This is a genomic window from Thalassorhabdomicrobium marinisediminis (assembly GCF_003072065.1).
Classification (GTDB): Bacteria; Pseudomonadota; Alphaproteobacteria; order Rhodobacterales; family Rhodobacteraceae; genus Octadecabacter; species Octadecabacter marinisediminis.
Genome location: NZ_QCYG01000011.1, coordinates 1 through 20,784 on the forward strand (window position 1 = coordinate 1; position 20,784 = coordinate 20,784).

Here is a 20,784-nt window from a genome sequence, read left to right on the forward strand (position 1 = left end):
ATAAGCATGTGCTTAAGGCTATCCTTAAGCCTCCTTGGTCAGTCCAAGGTGTCCGGTCGAAATGGGGGCCAGTTCACGCGCGAAAAAAGTTTGTAAGTTGGTTTCCGAGTTTTGGCGAGCGGAACCACATACATCCTGTAACGAAAAACACAGGAGAAAATGATGCGAAAACCAATATATACCAACGCCGAAATCATAGAAGCCGGGGAGAACCTGCTGTTGCGTCGTGGCAGCGAGGTTTCAGCGACCGACATCCACAAGGAGCTTGGCGGCAAAGGGAAGTATTCGAGGGTGAGGAATCTGTGGGAGGCCCACTGCGCCACTCGGGAAGAAGAACAGTCCAACGATGACCCATTGCCGGATGAAGTTCAGGAACAGATCGACCAAGCCATCGTCGGGCTCGAAAAATCAATGCGGGATCTCGTCCAGGCACAGATTTCTCGGATGACCGAGCAGAGTGTTCGACAATTCGCTATTCGTGAGCGTGATTTTGTGTTGCTTGAGAAGGCAAACGCCAAGAAGGTGCAGGCACTAGAGGCCGAGATTGCCTATTTGACTGAACGCCTCGACGAATTTTGTGCCACAGAAGAGGAAGAACACGTTAGCGAGAACGCGGACCGCGCACACGAACGATCTGTATCTGCAAAACCGGCTCCGGCGCCGGTGGCCCCGGTGGCGGCTCGAAAGACTCCAGATCGACCTCTTCCGAGAACTCATCGTCCTGCTCAGAAGACGGCGCGTCAGCCTTCCGCGAGGCCCAAGAAATCGCCTCAGCAAGAGCGGACCCGGTCTTAGTGCTGTCAAACTGGTTTGCTTGTGCGAGAGCCGCTTCTGCCTCCTCGCCCGTTTGAACATCTTGAAGCCGGCGCCGTTGCGCGTCGGCTTCTTTCTTGCGCGCTTCCTCCCGCTCGCGTGCCACGACCTTTGCGGCGTCACGAGACTTTTCACGTTCCAGGGCCCGCAGTTGTAGCCAGGATTTCCATGCCAACCCATTAAGCTTCTGGATGGCCTCTCGGCGCCGTCCAGCAGCACTGTCATCACCCCCCTGCTCTTTGAGCCGCCTTGATCGAGCAGCGCGGCGGGGTCCAAGATGATCCTGGGCGATCAGCCCCTCTGGTGCATCCCCAGCAGCAGCCATGGACTTGTAGGAGCGCAGATCGACCCGTGCAGCCGATCCGACGCGCTCCAGTGATGCATTGGTTCGTTTCTCCCACTCTTGTCGCATCCGAAGGAGCTCGTTCGGGCCTGTCTTTACATCATCGAGCACTCGGGTCTTGGCACCAAACGAACCAGTGTCCGAGCATACCTCGCGCGTTGTCATCAGGATGTGAGCGTGGAAATTGCGATTGCTCTGCTTGGCATCGAAAAGGCATTCCATGTAGGCTTCGAGCGACATCGCGAGCTTTCCCGCCTGATGAAGCTGCTCTCGTTTCAGATCGTGAAACCTTGGCGCATGAAGGTCGGCTTGCACAGCAACGCCATACGTATCTCGGAGCCAAAGGCTAAACCCACGAACGAGCCTCACCTGCTCGTCGAGCGGTAGCTCGGCAGGCAGGCTGGGGCGAAGCTCTCTGATGACCCGCGCGTTGCTGCGGGTTTCAGCCTTCTCGGCACGGTTCCAAAGCGTGGCCGCGTCGCCGTCCCAATTGATCAATTCATGGGATAGGAGCCCGCCTCTCTTGCCCGCTCGAAATCGCTTGCCCAGCCGCTCGTCCCGGTAGGACGCGCGGGCGCAGTAAGCAGCCGATTTGACGGCACTCCGACCATCGGCTCGGGAATGAACGACGACCTCAAGTCGACTTGCTGGATGTATCATGCAGTGGATGTTGGACCCGAACCTCACATCCGCTCCTTCAGCCCCGCCGGCCAGGCGCTCAGGCAAACTTCAGTTTGCGTAACTGCGCGCTCGCCTGCGGCAGACGAGGCAGACGGCCGACGTCGATTTTTTTGGAGCGGACCCCGTGCATGGGTCGCATCTCCTGTTCAGATCACGAAAGGAGAGACCCCGATGAAAGACATTGATACCCGTATTAGCCAAGCGCAAGCTAGGCTGAACGACCTCAAGTCGATTGCTCGCAAACAGGAGCGCCGCGATGACACACGCCGCAAAATAATCTACGGTGCGGCGTTCTTGAATATCGTGAAATACTTACAGGTTGAACGGGGCAAGAGCGATGAACAAAGGATGAAAGACGCTAAACGAGCGACGCACATGCTGAAGACGCTGAACGATCAAGTTACCAGAAAGAGCGATCGAGAGTTTTTAGGACTGATCATTGATGCACCTTCGTTGGAGCAAGGCGATTGAAGTGAAGAGAATTATCATTGATAGCCGAATGTAGTTGACGGAAGGAGTGATGATAGCCAGTGACCTGCCACTGAACTTTCATCCGGCCGCGACCGGAGCTCGGTTGGTGATTACGCCGTTCGGCACAGGTTGCGACATCATACGGGCAAAGTCACTCCTATCGCTCCAGCGCTTCCCGCGGTTGTAGAGCGTGTTGTGCGGCCCTTATTCCGCAAGCGTGTCGCATCAACGCAACCTATTGAGATAAAATAATGCCACTGAGCACTCGCCGATCATCGATTCGCGGCTACCGTGGGACTTGAGGAAATAGGGTTCAAGACGCGCCATCTGCGTGTCACTCAACCAGAAAAAAACAGACATGTTCACCACTTGGTGTTTGAGCCGTGAATCATGCTATCAGCCGAAAATCAATGGGTCCTGACCCTATGTCTGCTGCGTCGCCTTTTCCTGCCCGGCTGATGTCAAAACGGTTTCTGTTCCTTTTTCGGTTGAGAGTTCGAAGGCAGCTCTTGCGCGCGGGGTTAGACCGTATCGCCCCACGTATTCCAGCAAAGCATCTTCTAGCATCGTCAGTCTGTCGTTATCGGTTTTCTCGCGCACGATAGGTCCTCTCAAGCTGTCTCAGATCATGAGAGTGCAAAAGGGTTAAAAAAATGTTAAGATGACTATTTGGAGGGTATCATATGGCCTCCCAGTTTGATCGACAATCGGTGCGGGTTGAGTTGATCAGCAAGCTCTCTACTGTGCCAACCAGCAGGCGCCAAGCGCTTATTGCGGAATACCGCAAGCGTTCTGAGGCAGCGTTTGCTGCTTCAACCCTGCGCAACTACAGAATGACCATACGGCTTTTCACTGAGTGGTGTCACCGCGAAGGCCACTGCGCAACGCTTCCGATCGAACCGCGAACGGTTGCAGCTTGGATTGATGCGATGGGCGGAAAACTTGCGGCGAATACGATTGAAACGCGGCTGTGGGCGATTGCTGAGCTTCACCGTTCAGAATTCTTGCCCTCTCCGACGCGGCATCGATTGGTTGATCTCGCGCTCAAGGCAGTCAAGAGGAAGTATGGAACGATGACCCGTCAAGCTCCACCTCTTTGCAAAAAGGAGGTCATCGCGACAATCGGCCGACTAGGAGCTTCTCGCCAAGACATTCGTGATAAAGCGGTGCTCTGGATCGCTACAGACAGTTGGTGCCGAGCATCGGAAATTGTAGCCTTTCGTGTTAAAGACCTGCAAAGGCAAGAGGATGGCAGTAGCCTCCTATTCGTCGCGCGATCTAAGACCGATCAAAATGGTCAGGGCGGATACGCATTTTTGTCTAAGCGAGGATCTGAAGCTGTTATTAAATGGATCGAGATGGCGAACCTAAGAGCGGACGACCCAATCCTCACGAAGTCCCAGTCTGGTGCAACCATTAAGCCCCTCGATCCGGCTACTTTGTCTCGCATAATCAAACGATGCACCGGTAGAACGGATGTCTCTGCACATAGCACTCGTGTCGGTGGTGTTCATGATGCCTTTCGGCTCGGATGTGACCTATCGTCGATCATGGTAGCTGGTAGATGGTCATCACCCGAGATGCCTGCCCGATACGGACGAAGGATATTAGCGTCTCAATCTGCTGCAGCAAAGGTCTCCAGTCACTTTAACGAGGTCGACTGAACAGACGAAGAAAGACTAGATTAAGCTAATCTCCCTTGGTTGGGCGGAACCTAATGCTATGTAAGATACTCATTGTATCTGCTGATCGGAGTGGGTTGTTTCGCGTCTAGCCGCGGTTTCAATCGCAACTTCTTTTTGTCGCTCGGCATCATACCTGTCAGGTTCTTCTAGCGACGACATCGGACAGGTCAGCTTCCAAATAAAACCTTCGGAGGCATAGTCTATGCCGACCTCTCCCAGCATCGCAGCGCTGGTCATCTTTTCCAGAACAGTGGTTCCAAACCCTTGCCGTTCCGGGGGCGTGACTTGGGGCCCACCCGTTTCTCGCCAGATCATGCGAAAGCTATCATCAACTATGGTCCAAGATATCTCGACCTGGCCTGTATCTGTGCTGAGACTGCCGTATTTTGCTGCATTGGTTGCCAGTTCATGCACTGCCATACCAAGTGCCTGTGCAGCGGCGGGTGGCACCTGAACGGGCTGCCCTGATAATTGAACCCGATCGGCAACCGATTCAAAATGAGATAACTGACCGGCGATAAGATCGGACAGGTCGACGGATTTCCACTCGCTATGGACCAGAATGTCTTGATTGGCCGCTAGCGCCTGCAACCGTTTGCCAAGGGTTTGGACGAACGTGTCCGGAGAATGCTTCGCAGTCTGACGGGCGATAACCTGCACAATGGCCAGAAGATTTTTCGCTCGGTGATTGACTTCACGAGCGAGCAATTGTCGCAAAGCGTCCGATCGTTTGCGCTCGGTCACATCTTGAATGACCTTAATCAGGTAGTCAATCGTGCCGTCCTTCCGGCGCACGCAGCTGACCGTCGTATGACCCCAGACAATCTCATGTGATTTACTAAGGTAGCGCTTCTCTTGCTCGTATTCATCCATTCCATCCATAAGCCGGGCCCAAGCGACATCAATCATTGAGCGATCTTCCGGATGGGTAAAATCTTCTATTTTGCGCCCTTCCATCTCATCCGGACAACGGCCCAAGATCGCTGCCAGACTATCGTTCACCTGAATAAGCGTTCCGTCTCCACCTACGATACCAATGCCGACACCGGCATTCTCGAATGTGGCTTTGAACCTTTGTTCCGCAGCCTCAATAGCCTGAGTGCGCTCGGCAACCCGGTCTTCCAGATGCTGATTGGCTAGCGCCAGCTTTCTAAGCGCGTTCCGTTGTTGGCGAGCAACCCCTGCAACAATCAGACCGGTCGCCGCAGCAACCAAGATCAGTGCTCTCAGCATATTCTGATGGCTGGCTCCAACCACAGATGCGCTCAAGAGATGATCGAAGTTCTGCGCATAGAACGCAATGGCCGTAGTCAGCACCAACACCCCAAAGCTGGCCCCACGGAATTCAAAACGCAGCGCGGACCATACGATCGGCATTGGCAATATGAAAGCATAGGAAGCGCCAGTCGACAAAACCCAGACGCTTAGCAGGCAAATAACAGTTGCAATGGCCACGGCCTCGAAGATTTCCATGCCCTCGGGCCGTGCTTTTTTCCGCCATGCATTCATGAGCGATATCATCAGCGGCGTTGCGATCAGGATCCCCGTTGCATCACCTAGCCACCATTGCGGCCAGGTCGTTGTGAACGGCTGCTTCCCGACGAAGGCATCGATTGCACTTCCAAGAGTGGCGCTAATGCTAGGGGCTATGAGCACACCAACAACGAGAAACCTTAATACATCAGACAATCGATTGAAGCAAAAGCCTTCGCTCTGGCTCATCCGCAAGAGCGTAGCGGCCAATAAGACTGCCGCCGAATTGGCCGCAACATAGCCAAGAGCCCAGCCGATAGAATTATGAAACCAGAGGACATTCCCGGTCAACTCGCCCACAGCAGCAAGCGCAATCCACCACGGCCATGCCTGTCTGTTCTGGGTCAAGAGCGCCGCAAGGACAATTCCGTTAGGCGGCCACACTACGATGGATACGTCCGGAATCACCAGCACCCAGCTGCCAAATACCATTGCCACCATGTAGGCTGCGTAGAAAGCGAACAGCTGCGCGGGGGCGGGTCTGCTTTGAACCAGCCCGACAGTCTCTGGCACTTCGGTCAGGCTCTCTCTTGCGGTCGGAGTGTCCGATCTGGTCTTCATATCATCTGATTTCCCCATGGGCCGCGTAATCACATACTACGCAGCTTGCAGCTAAAACAAAGCGCTAACTCAGCGTCCTTCAGGAGCCCGGCCGCAAACGCGGAAGGTAGGATGCATGAGATAGTTTGTTCCGCTGTGAAGATAGGACGGCACCATGTGGATCTAAGCCTGCCTGACACATAACGCTTGCATGCGTTCCCACAACCATGACACAAATGCTGTCACACGCGGAGTCATGCCGCGGTCGAACGCGTTTTTTCGTTTGTATTCTGGAGGTTGAGGCCTGTTTCTCAGGCCCCTACCGCCGGAGCCAACTTCATCTAAACGGTTGATTTTTATGCGTGTGTCCCCGATCAGAGTCGGAGCCAGCTGGGCGCACAAACTGGACCTCAGACTCGCTCCGTGGACGCTTTCAAATTGCTTCCAAGCGTCCAGTCCTTGGGGTGCACTCTTGGGGACGCCGCCGCGCGCGCTGAGCGTTAGTCAATCCGGAACGACGCGGCATGAAGGGATTGATGATGGAGGCCGCCCTTAAGAGCGTCATGTTTAAAGGATTCTATGTGCGCTTGTCGGGGATCCGGGATCGGACAAAGTGAACTGCTGCGCGCCAGGAGGTTCCGCGTGCCGTGATGTCTGGGCGTCATCCCCGGGCGTGGCCTATTGAAGCGCGGTGTCCTGCGTTACCTCGAATTCAAAGCGCCCCAGGTTCGGTTCAAGGTCGTAGACACCGTCGGTCTGTAGAACGATCTCGTATTGTCCGGGCTCGAGTGGGTATTCCCACGCATAGAAGGCGTGATCGGTGGTCTTGGCGTCGGTACCGAACCGGTAAACGAAAGAGATGTTTTCGTCGAATGAGGACGCTCCTGCCGGAACAAGGGCGGCATAGAAGGTCGCATTATCTTGCAGATCTTTGCGGCTTCGCAGCTGGAAGGCGATGTCTTCGCCCTGTGTGAAACGCTGCGGGCCGAGGTATTCGAACGCCGCCGTGTCGGCGCTGAAGGGGATGGTGATCCGGTCGGTCGTTGCGTCAAGATCAACGGTGACCTCATCGGTGCCCCCGTCGCCGGTGGCCGTGAAGGTCCACCGCCCGGGCGAGAGGTTGATCGGCAGCTCGCTGATGACCTGTTCTGCGCCTTGCAGCACACCCAGATCACGGGTTTCGCCGTTGTGATGATCGCGCGCCGTAAGGCTGACCTGCGCCGGCCGTGCCGTGCTATCCATTTCTGCCAAAACGATGGGCGCAGACACGATGCCTGCAGGTTCGGCCGGGGGCGCGTCGCTCACGCGGGTCAGCGCAGTTGACAGCGCTTCAGCACTATCAGCGTCAAGATACTGGCCTCCGGTGTTCGCAGCAAGGCATTCTAACTGCGCGCGGTCTGCGTCGGAGCGAATGTCGAAGCCGATGACATGCGCGGTAAAATCGATGCCCAGCCGTTCCAGATCGGCGCCCGCGGCACAGACGTCCATCGCGCAAGTTTCAATTCCGTCAGATAACAGGATCACCGTGGCCGCGTTTTCCGTGTACTTCAGTTCTTCCGCGGCCATGCGCACGGCAGCCGAGAGGGGCGTTTTCCCCCGGGGGGAAAGGTCCGCGACCTGTGCGGGCATGGCGGCCGTAGCTTCGAGGGACGGTCGGGACAGCAGCTCAATATCGTCGCAATCCCCTGCCCGCCGATGGCCATAGGCAATCAGCCCGGCAGACTGGCCGGACTGCAGCCATCCCTCCGAGATGTCCGCAAACGCGTCGCGTGCGATCTCGATCTTTGCTGTTCCGTCGATCTGCCCCCACATCGATCCCGAGGCATCAAAGACCACCATCAGGTCCGTTTCATCCGCAATCGCAGCGCTGGACCCAAGAGAAACAAACAAGACACCAGCGGCAACAATCGTGTGAAGGGACATCAAATAAATTCCTTAGAGTTCTGCCCTGCAGGCGAAAAGCAGGAAACGGTGCCGCGGGCTTTCTGACTTGAATTTCCGGGAGCAGCCAATTTCAGTCACCGATTTTTGACATGAGCGAATAAGCTGTTGCCAGGCCTCGCAGCTAATCGGTCCGGCTGCTGCAAGGCCACAGAACGGGCTCCGCGGCGCCGGCGGACAGTGTGACCTGTTGGAATGGATCTAATCGGGCGATACCAGGTCCGGCCCGGCCAGCTGCATGATGGCCTGTGCAAAGCGGGTGCGCACTTGAAACACGTTGGCCCCGACGTACCTCCTTCCTGCGTTCATTCCCGAGGCGAGTACAAACAGCTATGCAGAGTTCAGACACCCCCGCATCAATCTTTCGGACTGATGAAAACTGTTGGCGCGTGGCGCGTGCGGACAGAATGGCTCTGATCGTCGATGCGGCGGATTATTTCCGGGCGCTGCGCAAGGTCATTCTTAGCGTTGAACGTGAGTTGCTGTTCATCGGTTGGGACTTCGACTTCGAGATCGAAATGCTGCCGGGCGAAAGCGACGATGAGGGGCTTGCGCCCGACGGGTTCCCGAACCAGCTTGGTGCGTTTCTTGAAGCCGCTGTGGACCGGGCGCCGGATCTGAATATCTATCTGCTCAAGTGGAACGGCGCGGTTCTTGCGGCGCCCGGCCGTTGGGCGCCGACCGTCGCGCTCAGCATGTTCGGAAGCGATCGCATCCACTTCGCTTTGGACGGACATCACCCGTTCGGAGCCTGCCATCACCAGAAGATTGTCGTTGCTGACGACACTCTCGCGTTCTGCGGGGGGATCGATGCGACCGAGAATCGTTGGGACACGTCGGAGCATCTCCCGGACGATCCGCGTCGTGTGCGCAAGGATGGCTCTCCGTCCGAACCCTGGCACGATGCGACATCTGCGCTGACGGGACCGGTGGCAACCGCACTGGCGGAATTGTCGCGCCGGCGCTGGCATCGTGCGACAGGCGACACCTTGGAGCGGAGCGCGCGCACGACGGCCGATACCTGGCCCGATACCCTGAAGGTGGATGCGACAGACGTCGATGTCGCCATCGCCCGAACCGAGCCACCCTACGACGGGGAGCCGCTGATCAACGAGATCGAGCAGCTCTATCTCGACAGCATCGAGGCGGCGACCGATGCGATCTATATCGAATCCCAGTATTTCGCGTCCGAGACCGTTTGCGCCGCGCTGGAAGATCGCCTGCGGCAGGATGGCGGCCCCGAAATCGTTGTGATCAATCCCGAAGCAGCCCTGTCCCAGCTTGAGGACGATGCAATGCACGTCTTGCGCGGGCGGATGATCGAGAGGCTGCGGGATGCGGACCATCAGGACCGGTTTCGGATCTTTTATCCGGTCACAGTGGAAGACGAGCCGATCTATATCCACGCGAAAATCATGATCAGTGACGCCAGCCTCCTTCGGCTTGGGTCCAGCAATCTCAACAACCGCTCCATGGGGTTTGATACGGAATGCGACGTGGCGATTGAGGGGCCGGAGGCTCTGATCACCGAATTCCGCGCCCGGCTTCTGTCCGAACATCTCGGCGTCGCGCAAGAGGTCTTCGAAGAAACCTTGCGAACGGAAGGCTCGTTGATCAAAGCCATCGAGACGCTTAACCCCCCCACAGGGCGCGGGTTGCGCCGGATCGATCCGCGGCCCGACGGCGTGGTTGGCGGGTTCTTGGCTGATACACGTCTGCTCGATCCGCGCTATCGACCAGGAGAAGATACCTCTGCCGGAGAAGGGCTGCGGCCCCGGCACTTGACCGGGATCGCGGCTGGCGCACTGGTGGGCGGTCTGGCTTTTCTTGCATGGCGAAGATGGCGCGGCGGCGGGTCGCAGACCTGAACCCCTGCCGGGTTTCTGAACGTCTCCGCGCGAGCTGTTCGCATGAAACGTCTAACAGGTTGGGCAGATCGTGATGATCAAAAGCGTTCAGAAAAGCTGGATGTTGCGACCGAACCCAGACGCCGAACCGATCCCACACCCTCAAGAGTTGGCCGGGAATGCACAATACGAGATACAGTGGAACTCCGGTAAAAAAGCTAACTCGAAAACATGGGAGACCCGACCAATGGAACATGCAGCGAAGGTGCGGACCTGTCTGGGCTCGTGAAAGGTGGCCACGAAGCGGCCCGAGAATATGTGAAGCTCGTGCCGGACATCCGGATAGAAGCCGTGCGCGAGAACGGTCAACCGGATGATCCGATGATTGTCGAGTTCACACTGGCCGGCGCGCCGATGATGATCCTGACAGGAGGTCCGCATTACAAGCTGACGCCCGCCGCCTCGATCTCAGTGTTGACCGAGGATCAGGACGAGACGAACCAGCTTTGGGACGCGCTGACCACGAATGGCGGTGAGCCGGGGCGCTGTGGTTGGGTCGTGGATCGTTTCGGCGTGTCTTGGCAAATCGTGCCGAAGCGGTTGCCGGACCTGCTGGCCAGTGACGATCCTGCAGTCGTCGGGCGCGTGAGCGAGGCCATGATGCAGATGGGCAAGATCGAGATCGCGACCCTCGAAGCCGCCGCTGAAAATACGGCTGCGCATGGCTGATATGGCACATTGCATGCACCTGCCGGTGCCCGATTGACCGTCATCACACGCGCGGAAACGCCTCAAAGCGTGCTTTGACCAGTTCCAGAAACTGCCCCGCGACGCGCGACGGTTGGCGGGTCGCCGGAAGGAGCAGGTCGTAGCGAAAAGGCTGGGGAGGCGACAAAGGGCGCACCACGCAGCGGCCAAGGTCGGCAAAATGCCGTGCGGTCACCGGTTCGACACTCGAGACCCCGGCGCCCGCTGCCACCATTTCGCAGATCGAAGCGGACAATTGCGCCTCGGCGACGATCCGGGGGCGGGCATCGCCAAGCAACAAGAAGACATCTGTTTCCGTCCGCGTGCCGATTTCGGCCCCGAGTGCGATGAACGGGCGCTGATCGAAGTCTTTCGGCGCGAGCACGGTCTTCTGCTCAAGCTCATGCCCCCGCGGCAGAACCGCCAGCATCGGCCCCGTGAACAGCGGGCGGCGCAGAACGGCGGGGTGGTCACTGTCCAAAGCCGCAAAGCCCAGGTCGAACTGTTGCGAACTGAGATGACGCATCACCGCCGGGGAACTGCGCGTGCGCAGGGACACGGCGATGCCCGGCTCATTGGCTATGAACTCGGCAATAACGTCGGGGAGGAACTTCAAGGCCAAGGCCGGCATCCCGGCGATGAGCAGGCTTCCGGTCCGGAAATCGCGGATATCCTCAATCACCCGCGAAATCTCTCCCATGCCGACGAAGGATCTTTCCACCTCTTCATACAGCGCCCGGGCTTCCGGCGTGGGCACGACCTGCCGTCCCTGCCGCTGGAACATCGCAAAGCCGGCCGCGTGCTCGAGATCGGCGATCAACTTGCTGACCGAGGGCTGCGTCGTGCCCAACATCTGGGCCGCCGCGCACGGCGTTTTGTACGAGGGGTGTCTGTTTCGACTGCCTTGCTGAGGTTGACGGAACCCCGAACACCTAAGCCTACATGACGCCCTTGCGCGAAGGAATGGTGGTGGGGCGCCAATTGGGTCTGCGCGGCCCGAATGGGGTCGCGGCATGAGTGCGCCCGACCCCCTGTCAGGGCCGCATGTGCGACGCCACCTTGCGCGGCCTGTTGCGCGCCGAAGTCACGGACCGCGCCCCGATCACCCCGCCCCGTGCCCGCAGCCCGATCAAACCGGTCGCTCTGGGCGAGCTGGCCGCACTCTCATCCCTCAAGGAGGACCCCGCATGAGCGCTCCCGCCGCTTTGAAAGTCAACGATCTGCACAAGAGCTTCGGCGCCCATGAGGTCATCAAAAGTGTCTCGCTCGAGGCCCAGAAGGGTGAGGTCATCGCGATCCTCGGGGCCTCCGGTTCCGGCAAAAGCACCTTCCTGCGCTGCATCAACCTGCTCGAGACCCCGAACGCCCGTGAGGTCTGGCTGAGCGGCGAGATGATGCGCATGACGCGGAACCGCCGGGGCGAGATCGTCCCGCAGGTTCTGCGGCAGGTCGAAGGCATGCGTGCCCGTCTGGCGATGGTCTTTCAGGGCTTCAACCTGTGGTCGCATATGACTGTGATGGAAAACGTCATGGAAGGCCCGCTTTACGTTCAGGGCATCGCAAAGGCGCAGGCGCGCGAGAAGGCCGAGGCGCTGCTGGCCAAGATCGGACTGTCGGACCGGGCGGACTATTACCCCGCGCCTCTGTCGGGTGGCGCTGAAGGCCCGCAAGTTCGACGCCATCGTCGCCTCGATGTCGATCACCGAAGAGCGCCGTCGCCAGATCGATTTCTCCGAGAAATATTACCAGACCCCGGCGCGGCTGGTCGCTCCGGCGGATGCCGGGTTCGAAGGCACCCCTGAAGGGCTGGCTGGCAAGCGCATCGGCGTCCAGCGCGGTGCGACGCACCAGTGCTACGCCGAGAAGATGTTCCCCGACGCGGAAATCGTGCTCTATGGCTCGCAGGACGAAGTCTTCCGCGATCTCGTCCTTGGCCGAGTGGACGCGCAAGTGTCCGACAGCCTGATTGCCCAAGAAATCTTCCTCAGCTCCGACGAAGGGGCGGACTACGCCTTCCTCGGCGGGGATCACCTTGACGTTGAATGCTACGGCGAAGGCGTGGGCATTGCCGTGCGCAAGGACGAGGAAGAGCTGCGCGATGCATTCAACGAAGCCATTGCGGCGCTGCGTGAGAACGGCACCTATGCCGAGATAAACGACACATACTTCCTCTTCGGCATCTACGGCGGACGACCGGAAGGCGAGTGATCTTGCGGAATGAAACCTGCGTCGGGGCGGCCCTTTGTCGCCCCGGTGACCCTGTGAAGGACACGTGAAGAACCTGCTTCTGGACTATCAAACCCAATTGATCGACGGCACGATCATGACGATCAAGCTGGCGCTAGCAAAACCATCCGCGAGCGTGCCGTTGCGGCTTGGCCCCCCGCTTGGGGCGGGCAGAACCTGCGCGATATCCTCGTGTCGCTCGGCCATGACATCGACATCCCGTGGCGGGATTTGCCGCAAAAAACACGGGACTGGATCCTGTTCACGGACGAGACGCCCACGGCGCCGGTCTATCCCGGTCTCACCCCGGCGCAGACCCGTCTGGCGCAACAGCGCGATATGGCCCCCGGTTACATGGGCACCTTTACCAGCGCGGAACGCTATGTGCTGCATTCCTTTGCGACGACGCAAAGCCACCGCACGAAAAAGCGCGTCTCGCAATTCATGCAGATTTCCGTGTGTCCGGAGTGTCACGGCAAGAAGCTGAAACGCGAGTCGCTGGCGGTGACATTCGCGGGGCTGGATATCGGCGAGCTGTCGCAACTCCCGCTGAGCGCGCTTGCCGAAAAGCTGCGCGGGATCACGACGACCGGCCCCGAGGCGTCGGACCAACACCCCGAACAGACCATCGTGGCACAGCGCATTGCCGGTGACATTCTGGCCCGTGTCGAGGCGCTGACCAATCTCGGGCTTGGCTATCTGTCGCAGGACCGCAGCACGCCGACCCTGTCGCCGGGCGAGTTGCAGCGGCTGCGGCTGGCCACGCAAATCCGATCGCAACTGTTCGGGGTGATCTATGTTCTGGATGAACCATCGGCAGGGCTGCACCCCTCCGACACGCTGGCGCTTCTGGCGGCTCTGGATGAGCTGAAAGGCGCAGGCAACTCTCTCTTTGTGGTCGAACACGACGGCAGCGTCATCCGCCATGCCGACTGGATCGTGGATATCGGGCCGGATGCCGGGACCTATGGCGGCGAAGTGGTCTACAACGGCCCGCTTGAGGGGCTGCGGGACGTGACGACCTCGCATACCGCGCGCTCGCTGTTCGCGCCGGAGGCCATCCCGTCCCGCGCACCAAGGCAACCGAAAGGTTGGCTGAAGCTCGAAAGTGTCACCCGCAACAATCTGCAGGCTCTGGATGTGGCTTTCCCCTTGGGCGTTCTGGCAAGTGTCACGGGCGTGTCGGGTTCGGGAAAATCCAGTCTTGTTGCCCAGGCGCTTGTCGAACTCGTTGGCGACGCCCTTGGCCAGAAGCAAACCATCGAGACCCCCAATGACGAGGCGGAGCTGCTCGAGCAGGACCTGGAGGCCGAGACAGGCGGACGGATCGTTGCCGGTATGAACGGGGTCCGGCGGCTGGTCACAGTCGATCAGAAACCGATCGGACGCACGCCGCGCTCGAACCTTGCGACCTATACCGGCCTGTTCGACCACGTGCGCCGATTGTTCGCCGCCACACCCACGGCGAAAGCGCGCCGTTATGACGTCGGGCGGTTTTCCTTCAACGTCGCCAAGGGGCGCTGCCCGAACTGCGAGGGGGCAGGATTTGTCAGCGTGGAATTGCTGTTCCTGCCCAGCGTCTATGCCCCTTGCCCGGTCTGTCAGGGGCAGCGGTATAACCCCGAGACGTTCGAGGTGACCTATCGGGACAAAAATATTGCCCAAGTGCTCGATCTGACGGCCGAGCAGGCTCATGATTTCTTTGCCGGTGACGTGGCGGTGCTGCGCGCCCTCGATGCGCTGTTGCAGGTCGGGCTTGGCTACCTCCGCCTTGGTCAACCGGCGACAGAGCTTTCGGGAGGTGAGGCGCAAAGGATCAAGCTTGCCACAGAGCTGCAACGCGCCAGCCGCAGCGATACGCTCTATATCCTCGACGAGCCGACAACCGGATTGCATCCCTCCGATGTGACCTTGCTGATGGCGCAACTGAACGGGCTGGTCGATGCGAGCAATTCCGTGCTTCTCGTCGAACACAACATGCACGTTGCCCGAAACAGCGACTGGATCATCGACATCGGCCCCGGCGCAGGCGGTGAAGGCGGGGAAATCGTAGCACAGGGCGTGCCCACTGACGTGGCAAAGTCAAAGACCAGCCGAACTGCGCCGTTCCTGTTTCCATAGTTCAAAAGGCAAATCGCAGTGCGATGCCGCTCCTTTGATAGCATGAGTTGCGGCGACGGCGCCGAACTATGGGACTGACACGACCGGATAAATTCGGTGATGATGCCCTGCGCATTGCACTGATGGGCTGGCTGAGCAGAAAACAAGTGACCTCATGCGGCCAGAAGGCTCGCTTCGAAAGACCTCAGCGACAGGCGAGCCGATTTTCCAAACACGTTAGGATACGACATCAGTTCTGGAAAAAGACAGTAAATCTCGGCCCTTGTCTCTTCTGAAAGTGTGGCCATGCCGACAGCGCCGGGATGGAAGCTCTCGCTCTCGATCCCCTCGGAAAAGACGATTTCATGCCGGTCGAACAGCATGTGAAAATATTCCACCGATGCTATTTCGACGATTTGGATACCATTGAGGTTAACAAGATGTTTGGCCGGGATCAGCACCGCCGCCTCGCCGAAATGCAATTCCACTTTCCACCCTGACAACATTAAGCGGTGTTGCTGCGAAACCCAGAGCGTGCGCGTATTTCCCAAGGCCCCTGCAGCGATCCGTACGGGGGCATGCGCGCCGCGTCCGGGCACGCGTGTTGACCCTATCCAGCGGATGCTTTGCAAGCCGTGATCCAGCGTTCTTATCCGATCACCCACCCGCAGAGTCTCGATCCGGACCTCACCATTTTCGCCATCGATTCGTGTTCCACGTGCGAAGCAAATCGTCTCGAAGTTCTTCGCATCGGGGAAATCCGTGCCGGAGCGAAGTGTGTCGTCCCCCTTGCCGCCATCAAGTTTGTCGATCGACCCGCCGGTCCCGATGATCACGGTATCGTCGCCATCTTTCGTCTCAAGCTTATCGGCGGTGAAATTATCACCGACCGTTACCGTATCGTTGCCCTTGCCCGTCTTGATGTCATCAACAACAGCGTCATCCCCGATGGTGATCGTATTGTCGCCACCGCTGATCTTGATGTCGTCGGCAATCAACCCGTCACCAATGGTGATGCTGTCGTCGCCCTTGCCCGACTTGATGTCATCGACGACCGCGACATCGCCGATGGTGATCGTATTGTCTCCGTCGCCGATCTTGATGTCACCCGCGGTTAACCCGTCACCGATGGTGATGGTGTCGTCTCCGTCGTCGGTCTCAATCTTGCGTATGGAAGCGTCATCGCCAATGGTCAGGAAATTATCGCCGCCATTCAGCTTGATATCGTGATCGGTCGAAAATCTGTCGCCGATGGTCACTACATCAACGCCGTTTTTCGAGCCTTCGAATTCTCCAAGCGAAACATCGTCACCGACTGTCATCGTGACTGAAAGTGCGTGTTCCGCCTTGATATCGACCTCGGAGAGATCAACCCCGTTCGAAATTGTAACCTCGGCGTCCAGATTCTCTTCAATATCTATGTGAAAATCGTTGCTGTTGCTGGTCTCGAACCGGACTTCGAAATTGGTTGCGTTGCCGGTGGCGGATTCGAATTTTACATCGTCGTCCGCGGATTCAGAGACGATAAATACGTCGCCATTCGTGACATCAATGGACGTGCCCGCGTGGATTTCGTTCGGTCCAAGTGGGTCAGCGTTCTTGCCAACAATAATATATGTCGCCACGAGCCTCGTTCCTCAACTGCCTCTTCTGAAACTCGGGCTGTATAAATGCAGCAACCGGTTGGCGTCGTTGCGCCGTGGAAAAGGTCATTTTCTTTAGAGGACAATACTAACCCAAGGCGCGGCAAGAGACAATCATCTCGGCCCTTTCGTTCGACCGAGCCAAAAAAGTGTCTCCATACGAAGAATCTTATTTTCGGGCGAAACTGATATATTCATCACAAGGTCAAATCACTCTGCTTCGTTACCTGTTGAGCGCAGGTTTTACCATCATGCTACAAGACTGCCATGGTGCTGGCCGGGGTTACGAGTACGGCAGTCGCATTTTGGGGCCCCGGCCCGTGAAGCTGAGTTTGAACTTCACCGAGACAGGCTTCTGCCTAACCGACCCGGAGGCCGTGGGCATTCAATGAGAGCAGACCATGGAAACGACACGCTCTCCAACCGTCAGATGAACTCCCTCCGCGCGGGAGTAGATGCCGAAACTCGCCTTGCGGCCTGAGGTGCGCTCCCGGCTCATCGTCGCGATCGTGTAGAGTGGTTCACGGGCAACCTGTGCTGTTTCCCGGCTGATGTTCGGAAGCACGCAGCGGACCGATGGCTCAGTCAGGACAAGGCGGGCATCCCCAAAATCGATTGTCGAAACCTCTTCCTCTTGCCAGGCGTGCTCAACGGACAGAATCACATTCGGGCGAAAGCGTTCGATCTCAACCGTCGGCTGGCCTTTGTCGGCCAAGCGGTCGTTCAACGCCGCGTGCGACTTGTCTGAAACGACGTGAACCGGGTTAAGTTTGGGCCAACGGTGGGCGGCCTCTCCGACCCGGACCAAACGCACGGCATGGCCCGTCCAGTCCGAGATTGCCTCGGCCATTTCGTCGCCCGCGTCCACCGCCGGAAAATCGAACCCGTATTGCATGACGCAGCGGTCCCGCCCTGCATGGTCCGCGTCGATGTTCACCGTCTCGCCCGCACGGTTGCGGACACTCAACTTTTCTCCGTCCAGTTTTGCGGACAAGAGCGTCAATTGCGGAATGTCGCCTTGCCACCGCACCTGATCATCATCCGCTACCACGATCCATTCGCGGTCGCCTCTCAGGGATCCGGAGGGAGTGATAACGGCCGATCTCACCGGCATGCCGCCAACGGATTTCACCGGATAGATATGCAGGGCTTCGATCTTCATGGGGTATCTCCGTCGTTTCGGCCAGTCGTTTGAAAGAAACGCCTGTCTGGCAATGTCGAAGTGATGGTGTGGCGGTCCACCCGAGTGGCATCGGCCAGATCCAACGCGAGCGCCACCGCCCCGACCACCGGTATCGCATTCGCTTCCTCACGGCGGGCGGCGGGAAAGCGGCCTTGGAATATCTGCCAGACGCGATCTTTCATCAGCTCGGATCCGGACTGGAATACGCCCCCGGACAACAGCAAGGTGACGGGCGCACCGCTGGCGATCCCGACCTTGCGCGCGGCCACCCGGGCATAATCGGCAAGCTTGTCCGCATGGGTCAGAACGATATCCCGGGCCACAGGGTCAGCCTCCTCGGCGGCGCGAACCAGACGCGGCGCGAAATAGCCGATCTCTGCGGGCCGTGAAGCCATCCGACCTGTAAACCGGTGCAACAGCGCTTCGACATCCGCGACGCCGAAATGCGCTAAAGCTTCTGCCGTCAGCGCTGTCGCGGGTCCGATGCCCAACTCAGCCAAATAGACAGCTTCAAGCGCGGCCTCGGCCAGCTCGACCGCACCCTGCGTGCGTTGCCAGAAGCTGGAATGCCATGTGACGCCCCCGGCACTGCGGGCACTGACGGCGGCCCCCGTGCCGCAAACAACCGCAACCGCCGCACCGGCCTCGCTCAGGGACTCCAGCCCGCCAATTCCGTCATTCACGACAGAAAAACGCTGCGCTGGAAGACACCCAAGCCCCAATTCCGCGCGTTTGCTGTGCCAATGTTCGAAATCTTCCGGCCAGTCAGCACCTACAAGACTCAAGGTTGCGGCCAAGATGTGTTCCGGTGCAATGGCCGCGTCGGCGACGGCCTGTGCGATGGCATCGGCCACATGGCTTTCCGCGCGCGTCGTCTGATAGATATCCGCGTTGCCAGAGCGCCCTGCCCCCACGACCGTGCCGTCATCACACCGAGCCACAAGCGCGACCGTTTTTGAGGCTCCCCCATCGACGCCCAAGACGTAGCCGCCATGCCTCATGGCCCGTCCCAGGCAGCACGATCCGCCAGAACAAGGGCGTCGGGATGGTCCTGGAACAACGAGGCAGGAACGTCGGGCGTTACGGGACCCTCAATCGTTTTGCGTAGAATTGCATGCTTATGCGCGCCGGTGACCACGAAGATCACCTTGCGGGCTGCCAAGAGTGGCGCCATCCCCAGCGTCAATCCCTGCTTGGGCACGTCAAGACCGTCCCAATAGCCGGCATTGCTGTTCAGGCTGTCAGCCGTGAGGGTCACGGCGCGGGTCGGTGCGTCAGCGCCCGATGGCGGTTCGTTAAAGGCGACATGGCCGTTTGGCCCCAACCCCAGGACCGCAAGGCCAAGACCACCCGAGGCAGCGATGGCACCGTCATATCGACGGCATTCCGCCGTCACATCCTGCGTCATCGCGTCGAACTTCCCGGCGCGGTCATTGCCAATGTCCAAGGGACGAAGGAACGCCTCTTCCATCCAGCGCCAGAGCGAACGGGGATCGTCCTCGGGGATGCCAAGGTAGGTGTCGAGCTGGAACACCTTCACCGTATCGGTGTCTACCTGCCCCCGCCGGCGAAGCTTGGCCAGTTGTTCATAAAGGGCAATGGGCGATCTGCCTGTGGCAACCGTGATTGCCATCTGCGGATCCTGCGTCAGGGCCTGTGCTGTCAGCTTGGCCCCTTCCACAGCGAGCAGACCAGCGTCATCAAAAATCCTGACCTGCATCAACCGCCCCCCCCGTCGACGAGCCGCGCGGGCAGATGCGCGGATTGCGCTTGCGCCATTTCCGCATAGAGCGCTTCGGCAACCGGGAGAGACGGCACCAGCGGATTTGCCGCCAAGGCTTGAACAGCCATCTCCCTTGAGCCGTGCCACGCGGCTTCCGCGGTCAACAGCTGGTAGCTCGCAAGGGCTGCGACGAGCCCCTGCACGTTGGCGGGCACGGGCCCGGAGGCGATGGGTCGTGCCCCGCGACGGCCCACGAGGCCAGGCACTTCGACGACCAGATCGTCGGCAAGGCCCTGGATCGCACCGCAGTTCGGCACATTGACGGGCCAGACCTCAGCCTTGTCGTTGGCGATGGCGTCCATCACGTCCACTGCGATCTCCAGAAGGTCCATACCCCCTCGACAGCGTGCCGGATCGAGGGCCGGGTTGGACGCATCCGCCTGCTCGGCATAGTGCGCCCACTGATCGGGAACGTCCGCCGTGATATCCTCGGCGCGAGACGTTGGTGACGATTGCAACTCTGCAAGGATTTCGTCGCGGAAATAGTAGTATTTAAAATACTGGGCCGGAACCGACCCGAACGTGGCCGTCATATGCAACAACCGCCGTTCCTGGGCTGTCATCCCTGGATCCTGCGCCCGCTCCTGGAAGGCAGCGCGAACCTTTTCGATAAGATCGTCCCCCGCATGTTCATGATGGATGGACCACGACCCGTGGTTCAGGCCGATCATCGTCACATCAAGCTGTTCGGGGTCGAGCTGCGCCGCTTCGGCCACTTCGCGGGGAAAGATGATCGGCCCTTCGCAGAGGGAGATGACCTGCCGCTGCGCGTAGCTGGCAACCGCCTGTGCCACGATGTTGACCGGATTGGTGTAATTGAGAAGGATCGCGTTCGGGCAGACGGCGTTCATGTCATCCAGCATCGGCTTCAAGGCCTCGATCGCGCGAAGGGCCATAAAGAACCCGCCGGGTCCCTGGGTCTCTTGCCCGATCACGCCATGACGCAAGGGGATCAATTCGTCCTGCCGCCGGGCTTCAAACCCGCCCGGACGAAAGCTGGTCAACACAATGTCGGCGTCCCGCAAACCTGCGCGCCGGTCGGTCGTCGCGCTGAATGTGATGTCGGCCCCTGCACTCTCGGCCATGCGCCGGGACAGACGCAGGATCACGTCAAGATGATCCTCGTCAAGGTCGATCAGAACGACTTCGGACCCGGCGAAGGCTTCCGCCCGCTCGATGATGCCGCGGGTCACGGCCGGCGCGCGGGTGCTTCCGCCGCCGATATAAGCGATCTTGATGGCTGCCATG

General features: G+C 59.0%; 19 protein-coding genes and 3 pseudogenes. 10 read left to right on the forward strand and 12 right to left on the reverse strand.

Annotation, left to right across the window (positions count from 1 at the left end; genetic code table 11):
* Nucleotides 1-162: 162 nt before the first annotated feature.
* Nucleotides 163-552: pseudogene (locus DC363_RS17360) on the forward strand (DNA-binding protein); the annotation flags it as partial.
* Nucleotides 553-601: 49 nt separating this feature from the next.
* Here DC363_RS17360 and DC363_RS15095 read toward each other — a convergent pair.
* A complete protein-coding gene (locus tag DC363_RS15095) occupies nucleotides 602-1,843 on the reverse strand; it encodes a MobA/MobL family protein (RefSeq protein WP_241963028.1) in 1,242 nt (413 codons plus the stop codon).
* 165 nt (nucleotides 1,844-2,008) lie between these two features.
* Here DC363_RS15095 and DC363_RS15100 point away from each other — a divergent pair, with 165 nt between their 5' ends.
* On the forward strand, nucleotides 2,009-2,308 hold the full coding sequence (locus DC363_RS15100) for a hypothetical protein (protein WP_108641994.1): 300 nt from the start codon (nucleotides 2,009-2,011) through the stop codon (nucleotides 2,306-2,308).
* Nucleotides 2,309-2,443: 135 nt separating this feature from the next.
* On the opposite strand, the pseudogene DC363_RS17190 reads toward DC363_RS15100, so the two are convergent.
* Nucleotides 2,444-2,668: pseudogene (locus tag DC363_RS17190) on the reverse strand (transposase); the annotation flags it as partial.
* Nucleotides 2,669-2,731: 63 nt separating this feature from the next.
* On the reverse strand, nucleotides 2,732-2,908 hold the full coding sequence (locus DC363_RS16890; RefSeq protein ID WP_158270888.1) for a hypothetical protein: 177 nt from the start codon (nucleotides 2,906-2,908) through the stop codon (nucleotides 2,732-2,734).
* An 83-nt stretch (nucleotides 2,909-2,991) separates the two neighbouring features.
* Here DC363_RS16890 and DC363_RS15110 point away from each other — a divergent pair, with 83 nt between their 5' ends.
* Nucleotides 2,992-3,972 (forward strand): tyrosine-type recombinase/integrase, encoded by a 981-nt coding sequence (locus DC363_RS15110; protein WP_108641995.1) that lies wholly within the window; start codon nucleotides 2,992-2,994, stop codon nucleotides 3,970-3,972.
* A 69-nt stretch (nucleotides 3,973-4,041) separates the two neighbouring features.
* Here DC363_RS15110 and DC363_RS15115 read toward each other — a convergent pair whose 3' ends face one another.
* Together DC363_RS15115 and DC363_RS15120 are read right to left on the reverse strand one after the other, a co-directional pair.
* A complete protein-coding gene (locus DC363_RS15115) occupies nucleotides 4,042-6,087 on the reverse strand; it encodes an MASE1 domain-containing protein (RefSeq protein ID WP_158270889.1) in 2,046 nt (681 codons plus the stop codon).
* 657 nt (nucleotides 6,088-6,744) lie between these two features.
* Entirely contained in the window at nucleotides 6,745-7,989 is a 1,245-nt protein-coding gene (locus DC363_RS15120; RefSeq protein WP_108641997.1) for a vWA domain-containing protein, read from the reverse strand.
* 425 nt (nucleotides 7,990-8,414) lie between these two features.
* On the opposite strand from DC363_RS15120, the gene DC363_RS15125 reads away from it, so the two are divergent.
* Both DC363_RS15125 and DC363_RS15130 read left to right on the forward strand, forming a co-directional pair.
* Entirely contained in the window at nucleotides 8,415-9,875 is a 1,461-nt protein-coding gene (locus tag DC363_RS15125) for a phospholipase D-like domain-containing protein (protein ID WP_241963029.1), read from the forward strand.
* Nucleotides 9,876-10,085: 210 nt separating this feature from the next.
* Nucleotides 10,086-10,583 carry a VOC family protein gene (locus DC363_RS15130; RefSeq protein WP_241963030.1) on the forward strand — a complete coding sequence of 166 codons (498 nt, stop codon included), beginning with the start codon at nucleotides 10,086-10,088 and terminating at the stop codon, nucleotides 10,581-10,583.
* 43 nt (nucleotides 10,584-10,626) lie between these two features.
* Here the strand turns inward: DC363_RS15130 and DC363_RS15135 are convergent, their stop codons facing one another.
* Nucleotides 10,627-11,454, reverse strand: coding sequence for a LysR substrate-binding domain-containing protein (locus DC363_RS15135; protein WP_108641999.1), 828 nt, complete (start codon nucleotides 11,452-11,454; stop codon nucleotides 10,627-10,629).
* Nucleotides 11,455-11,489: 35 nt separating this feature from the next.
* Between DC363_RS15135 and DC363_RS17195 the strand changes: the two are divergent.
* The 4 genes and pseudogenes from DC363_RS17195 to DC363_RS15150 all read left to right on the forward strand — a co-directional run.
* Nucleotides 11,490-11,537, forward strand: a pseudogene (locus tag DC363_RS17195) ((2Fe-2S)-binding protein); the annotation flags it as partial.
* A 108-nt stretch (nucleotides 11,538-11,645) separates the two neighbouring features.
* On the forward strand, nucleotides 11,646-11,792 hold the full coding sequence (locus DC363_RS16895) for a hypothetical protein (protein WP_158270890.1): 147 nt from the start codon (nucleotides 11,646-11,648) through the stop codon (nucleotides 11,790-11,792).
* Nucleotides 11,789-12,403 (forward strand): ATP-binding cassette domain-containing protein, encoded by a 615-nt coding sequence (locus DC363_RS15145; protein WP_108642000.1) that lies wholly within the window; start codon nucleotides 11,789-11,791, stop codon nucleotides 12,401-12,403. The genes DC363_RS16895 and DC363_RS15145 overlap by 4 nt, the downstream gene beginning before the upstream one ends.
* Nucleotides 12,294-12,809 carry a transporter substrate-binding domain-containing protein gene (locus DC363_RS15150; protein ID WP_108642001.1) on the forward strand — a complete coding sequence of 172 codons (516 nt, stop codon included), beginning with the start codon at nucleotides 12,294-12,296 and terminating at the stop codon, nucleotides 12,807-12,809. Before DC363_RS15145 ends, DC363_RS15150 begins: the two co-directional genes overlap by 110 nt.
* A gap of 87 nt (nucleotides 12,810-12,896) precedes the next feature.
* On the opposite strand, the gene DC363_RS17200 is transcribed toward DC363_RS15150, so the two are convergent.
* Nucleotides 12,897-13,034, reverse strand: coding sequence for a hypothetical protein (locus DC363_RS17200; RefSeq protein ID WP_241963031.1), 138 nt, complete (start codon nucleotides 13,032-13,034; stop codon nucleotides 12,897-12,899).
* Here DC363_RS17200 and DC363_RS15155 point away from each other — a divergent pair.
* Nucleotides 13,005-14,948: an excinuclease ABC subunit UvrA gene (locus DC363_RS15155; RefSeq protein WP_241963042.1), complete on the forward strand. Its 1,944-nt coding sequence runs from the start codon at nucleotides 13,005-13,007 to the stop codon at nucleotides 14,946-14,948. The genes DC363_RS17200 and DC363_RS15155 overlap by 30 nt on opposite strands.
* A gap of 152 nt (nucleotides 14,949-15,100) precedes the next feature.
* On the opposite strand, the gene DC363_RS15160 is transcribed toward DC363_RS15155, so the two are convergent.
* The 5 genes from DC363_RS15160 to DC363_RS15180 form a co-directional block, all read right to left on the reverse strand.
* On the reverse strand, nucleotides 15,101-16,552 hold the full coding sequence (locus DC363_RS15160; protein WP_108642003.1) for a Hint domain-containing protein: 1,452 nt from the start codon (nucleotides 16,550-16,552) through the stop codon (nucleotides 15,101-15,103).
* A gap of 403 nt (nucleotides 16,553-16,955) precedes the next feature.
* Nucleotides 16,956-17,732 (reverse strand): MOSC domain-containing protein, encoded by a 777-nt coding sequence (locus DC363_RS15165; RefSeq protein WP_108642004.1) that lies wholly within the window; start codon nucleotides 17,730-17,732, stop codon nucleotides 16,956-16,958.
* Complete coding sequence (locus DC363_RS15170; RefSeq protein ID WP_108642005.1) at nucleotides 17,729-18,754, reverse strand: BadF/BadG/BcrA/BcrD ATPase family protein; 1,026 nt, start codon at nucleotides 18,752-18,754, stop codon at nucleotides 17,729-17,731. Before DC363_RS15170 ends, DC363_RS15165 begins: the two co-directional genes overlap by 4 nt.
* Nucleotides 18,751-19,473, reverse strand: coding sequence for a glucosamine-6-phosphate deaminase (locus tag DC363_RS15175; protein WP_196778438.1), 723 nt, complete (start codon nucleotides 19,471-19,473; stop codon nucleotides 18,751-18,753). Before DC363_RS15175 ends, DC363_RS15170 begins: the two co-directional genes overlap by 4 nt.
* Entirely contained in the window at nucleotides 19,473-20,783 is a 1,311-nt protein-coding gene (locus DC363_RS15180) for a family 4 glycosyl hydrolase (protein ID WP_108642007.1), read from the reverse strand. The genes DC363_RS15175 and DC363_RS15180 overlap by 1 nt, the downstream gene beginning before the upstream one ends.
* Nucleotide 20,784: the final 1 nt, after the last annotated feature.

Excerpts from the sequence above, each read along its gene's own strand:
- DC363_RS15100 (WP_108641994.1), top strand. The coding sequence starts at position 2,009 with ATGAAAGACATTGATACCCGTATTAGCCAAGCGCAAGCTAGGCTGAAC.
- DC363_RS15110 (WP_108641995.1), top strand. The coding sequence starts at position 2,992 with ATGGCCTCCCAGTTTGATCGACAATCGGTGCGGGTTGAGTTGATCAGC.
- DC363_RS15115 (WP_158270889.1), bottom strand. The coding sequence starts at position 6,087 with ATGAAGACCAGATCGGACACTCCGACCGCAAGAGAGAGCCTGACCGAA.
- DC363_RS15120 (WP_108641997.1), bottom strand. The coding sequence starts at position 7,989 with ATGTCCCTTCACACGATTGTTGCCGCTGGTGTCTTGTTTGTTTCTCTT.
- DC363_RS15125 (WP_241963029.1), top strand. The coding sequence starts at position 8,415 with ATGGCTCTGATCGTCGATGCGGCGGATTATTTCCGGGCGCTGCGCAAG.
- DC363_RS15130 (WP_241963030.1), top strand. The coding sequence starts at position 10,086 with ATGGGAGACCCGACCAATGGAACATGCAGCGAAGGTGCGGACCTGTCT.
- DC363_RS15135 (WP_108641999.1), bottom strand. The coding sequence starts at position 11,454 with ATGTTGGGCACGACGCAGCCCTCGGTCAGCAAGTTGATCGCCGATCTC.
- DC363_RS16895 (WP_158270890.1), top strand. The coding sequence starts at position 11,646 with ATGTGCGACGCCACCTTGCGCGGCCTGTTGCGCGCCGAAGTCACGGAC.
- DC363_RS15145 (WP_108642000.1), top strand. The coding sequence starts at position 11,789 with ATGAGCGCTCCCGCCGCTTTGAAAGTCAACGATCTGCACAAGAGCTTC.
- DC363_RS15150 (WP_108642001.1), top strand. The coding sequence starts at position 12,294 with ATGTCGATCACCGAAGAGCGCCGTCGCCAGATCGATTTCTCCGAGAAA.
- DC363_RS17200 (WP_241963031.1), bottom strand. The coding sequence starts at position 13,034 with ATGGCCGAGCGACACGAGGATATCGCGCAGGTTCTGCCCGCCCCAAGC.
- DC363_RS15165 (WP_108642004.1), bottom strand. The coding sequence starts at position 17,732 with ATGAAGATCGAAGCCCTGCATATCTATCCGGTGAAATCCGTTGGCGGC.
- DC363_RS15170 (WP_108642005.1), bottom strand. The coding sequence starts at position 18,754 with ATGAGGCATGGCGGCTACGTCTTGGGCGTCGATGGGGGAGCCTCAAAA.
- DC363_RS15175 (WP_196778438.1), bottom strand. The coding sequence starts at position 19,473 with ATGCAGGTCAGGATTTTTGATGACGCTGGTCTGCTCGCTGTGGAAGGG.
- DC363_RS15180 (WP_108642007.1), bottom strand. The coding sequence starts at position 20,783 with ATGGCAGCCATCAAGATCGCTTATATCGGCGGCGGAAGCACCCGCGCG.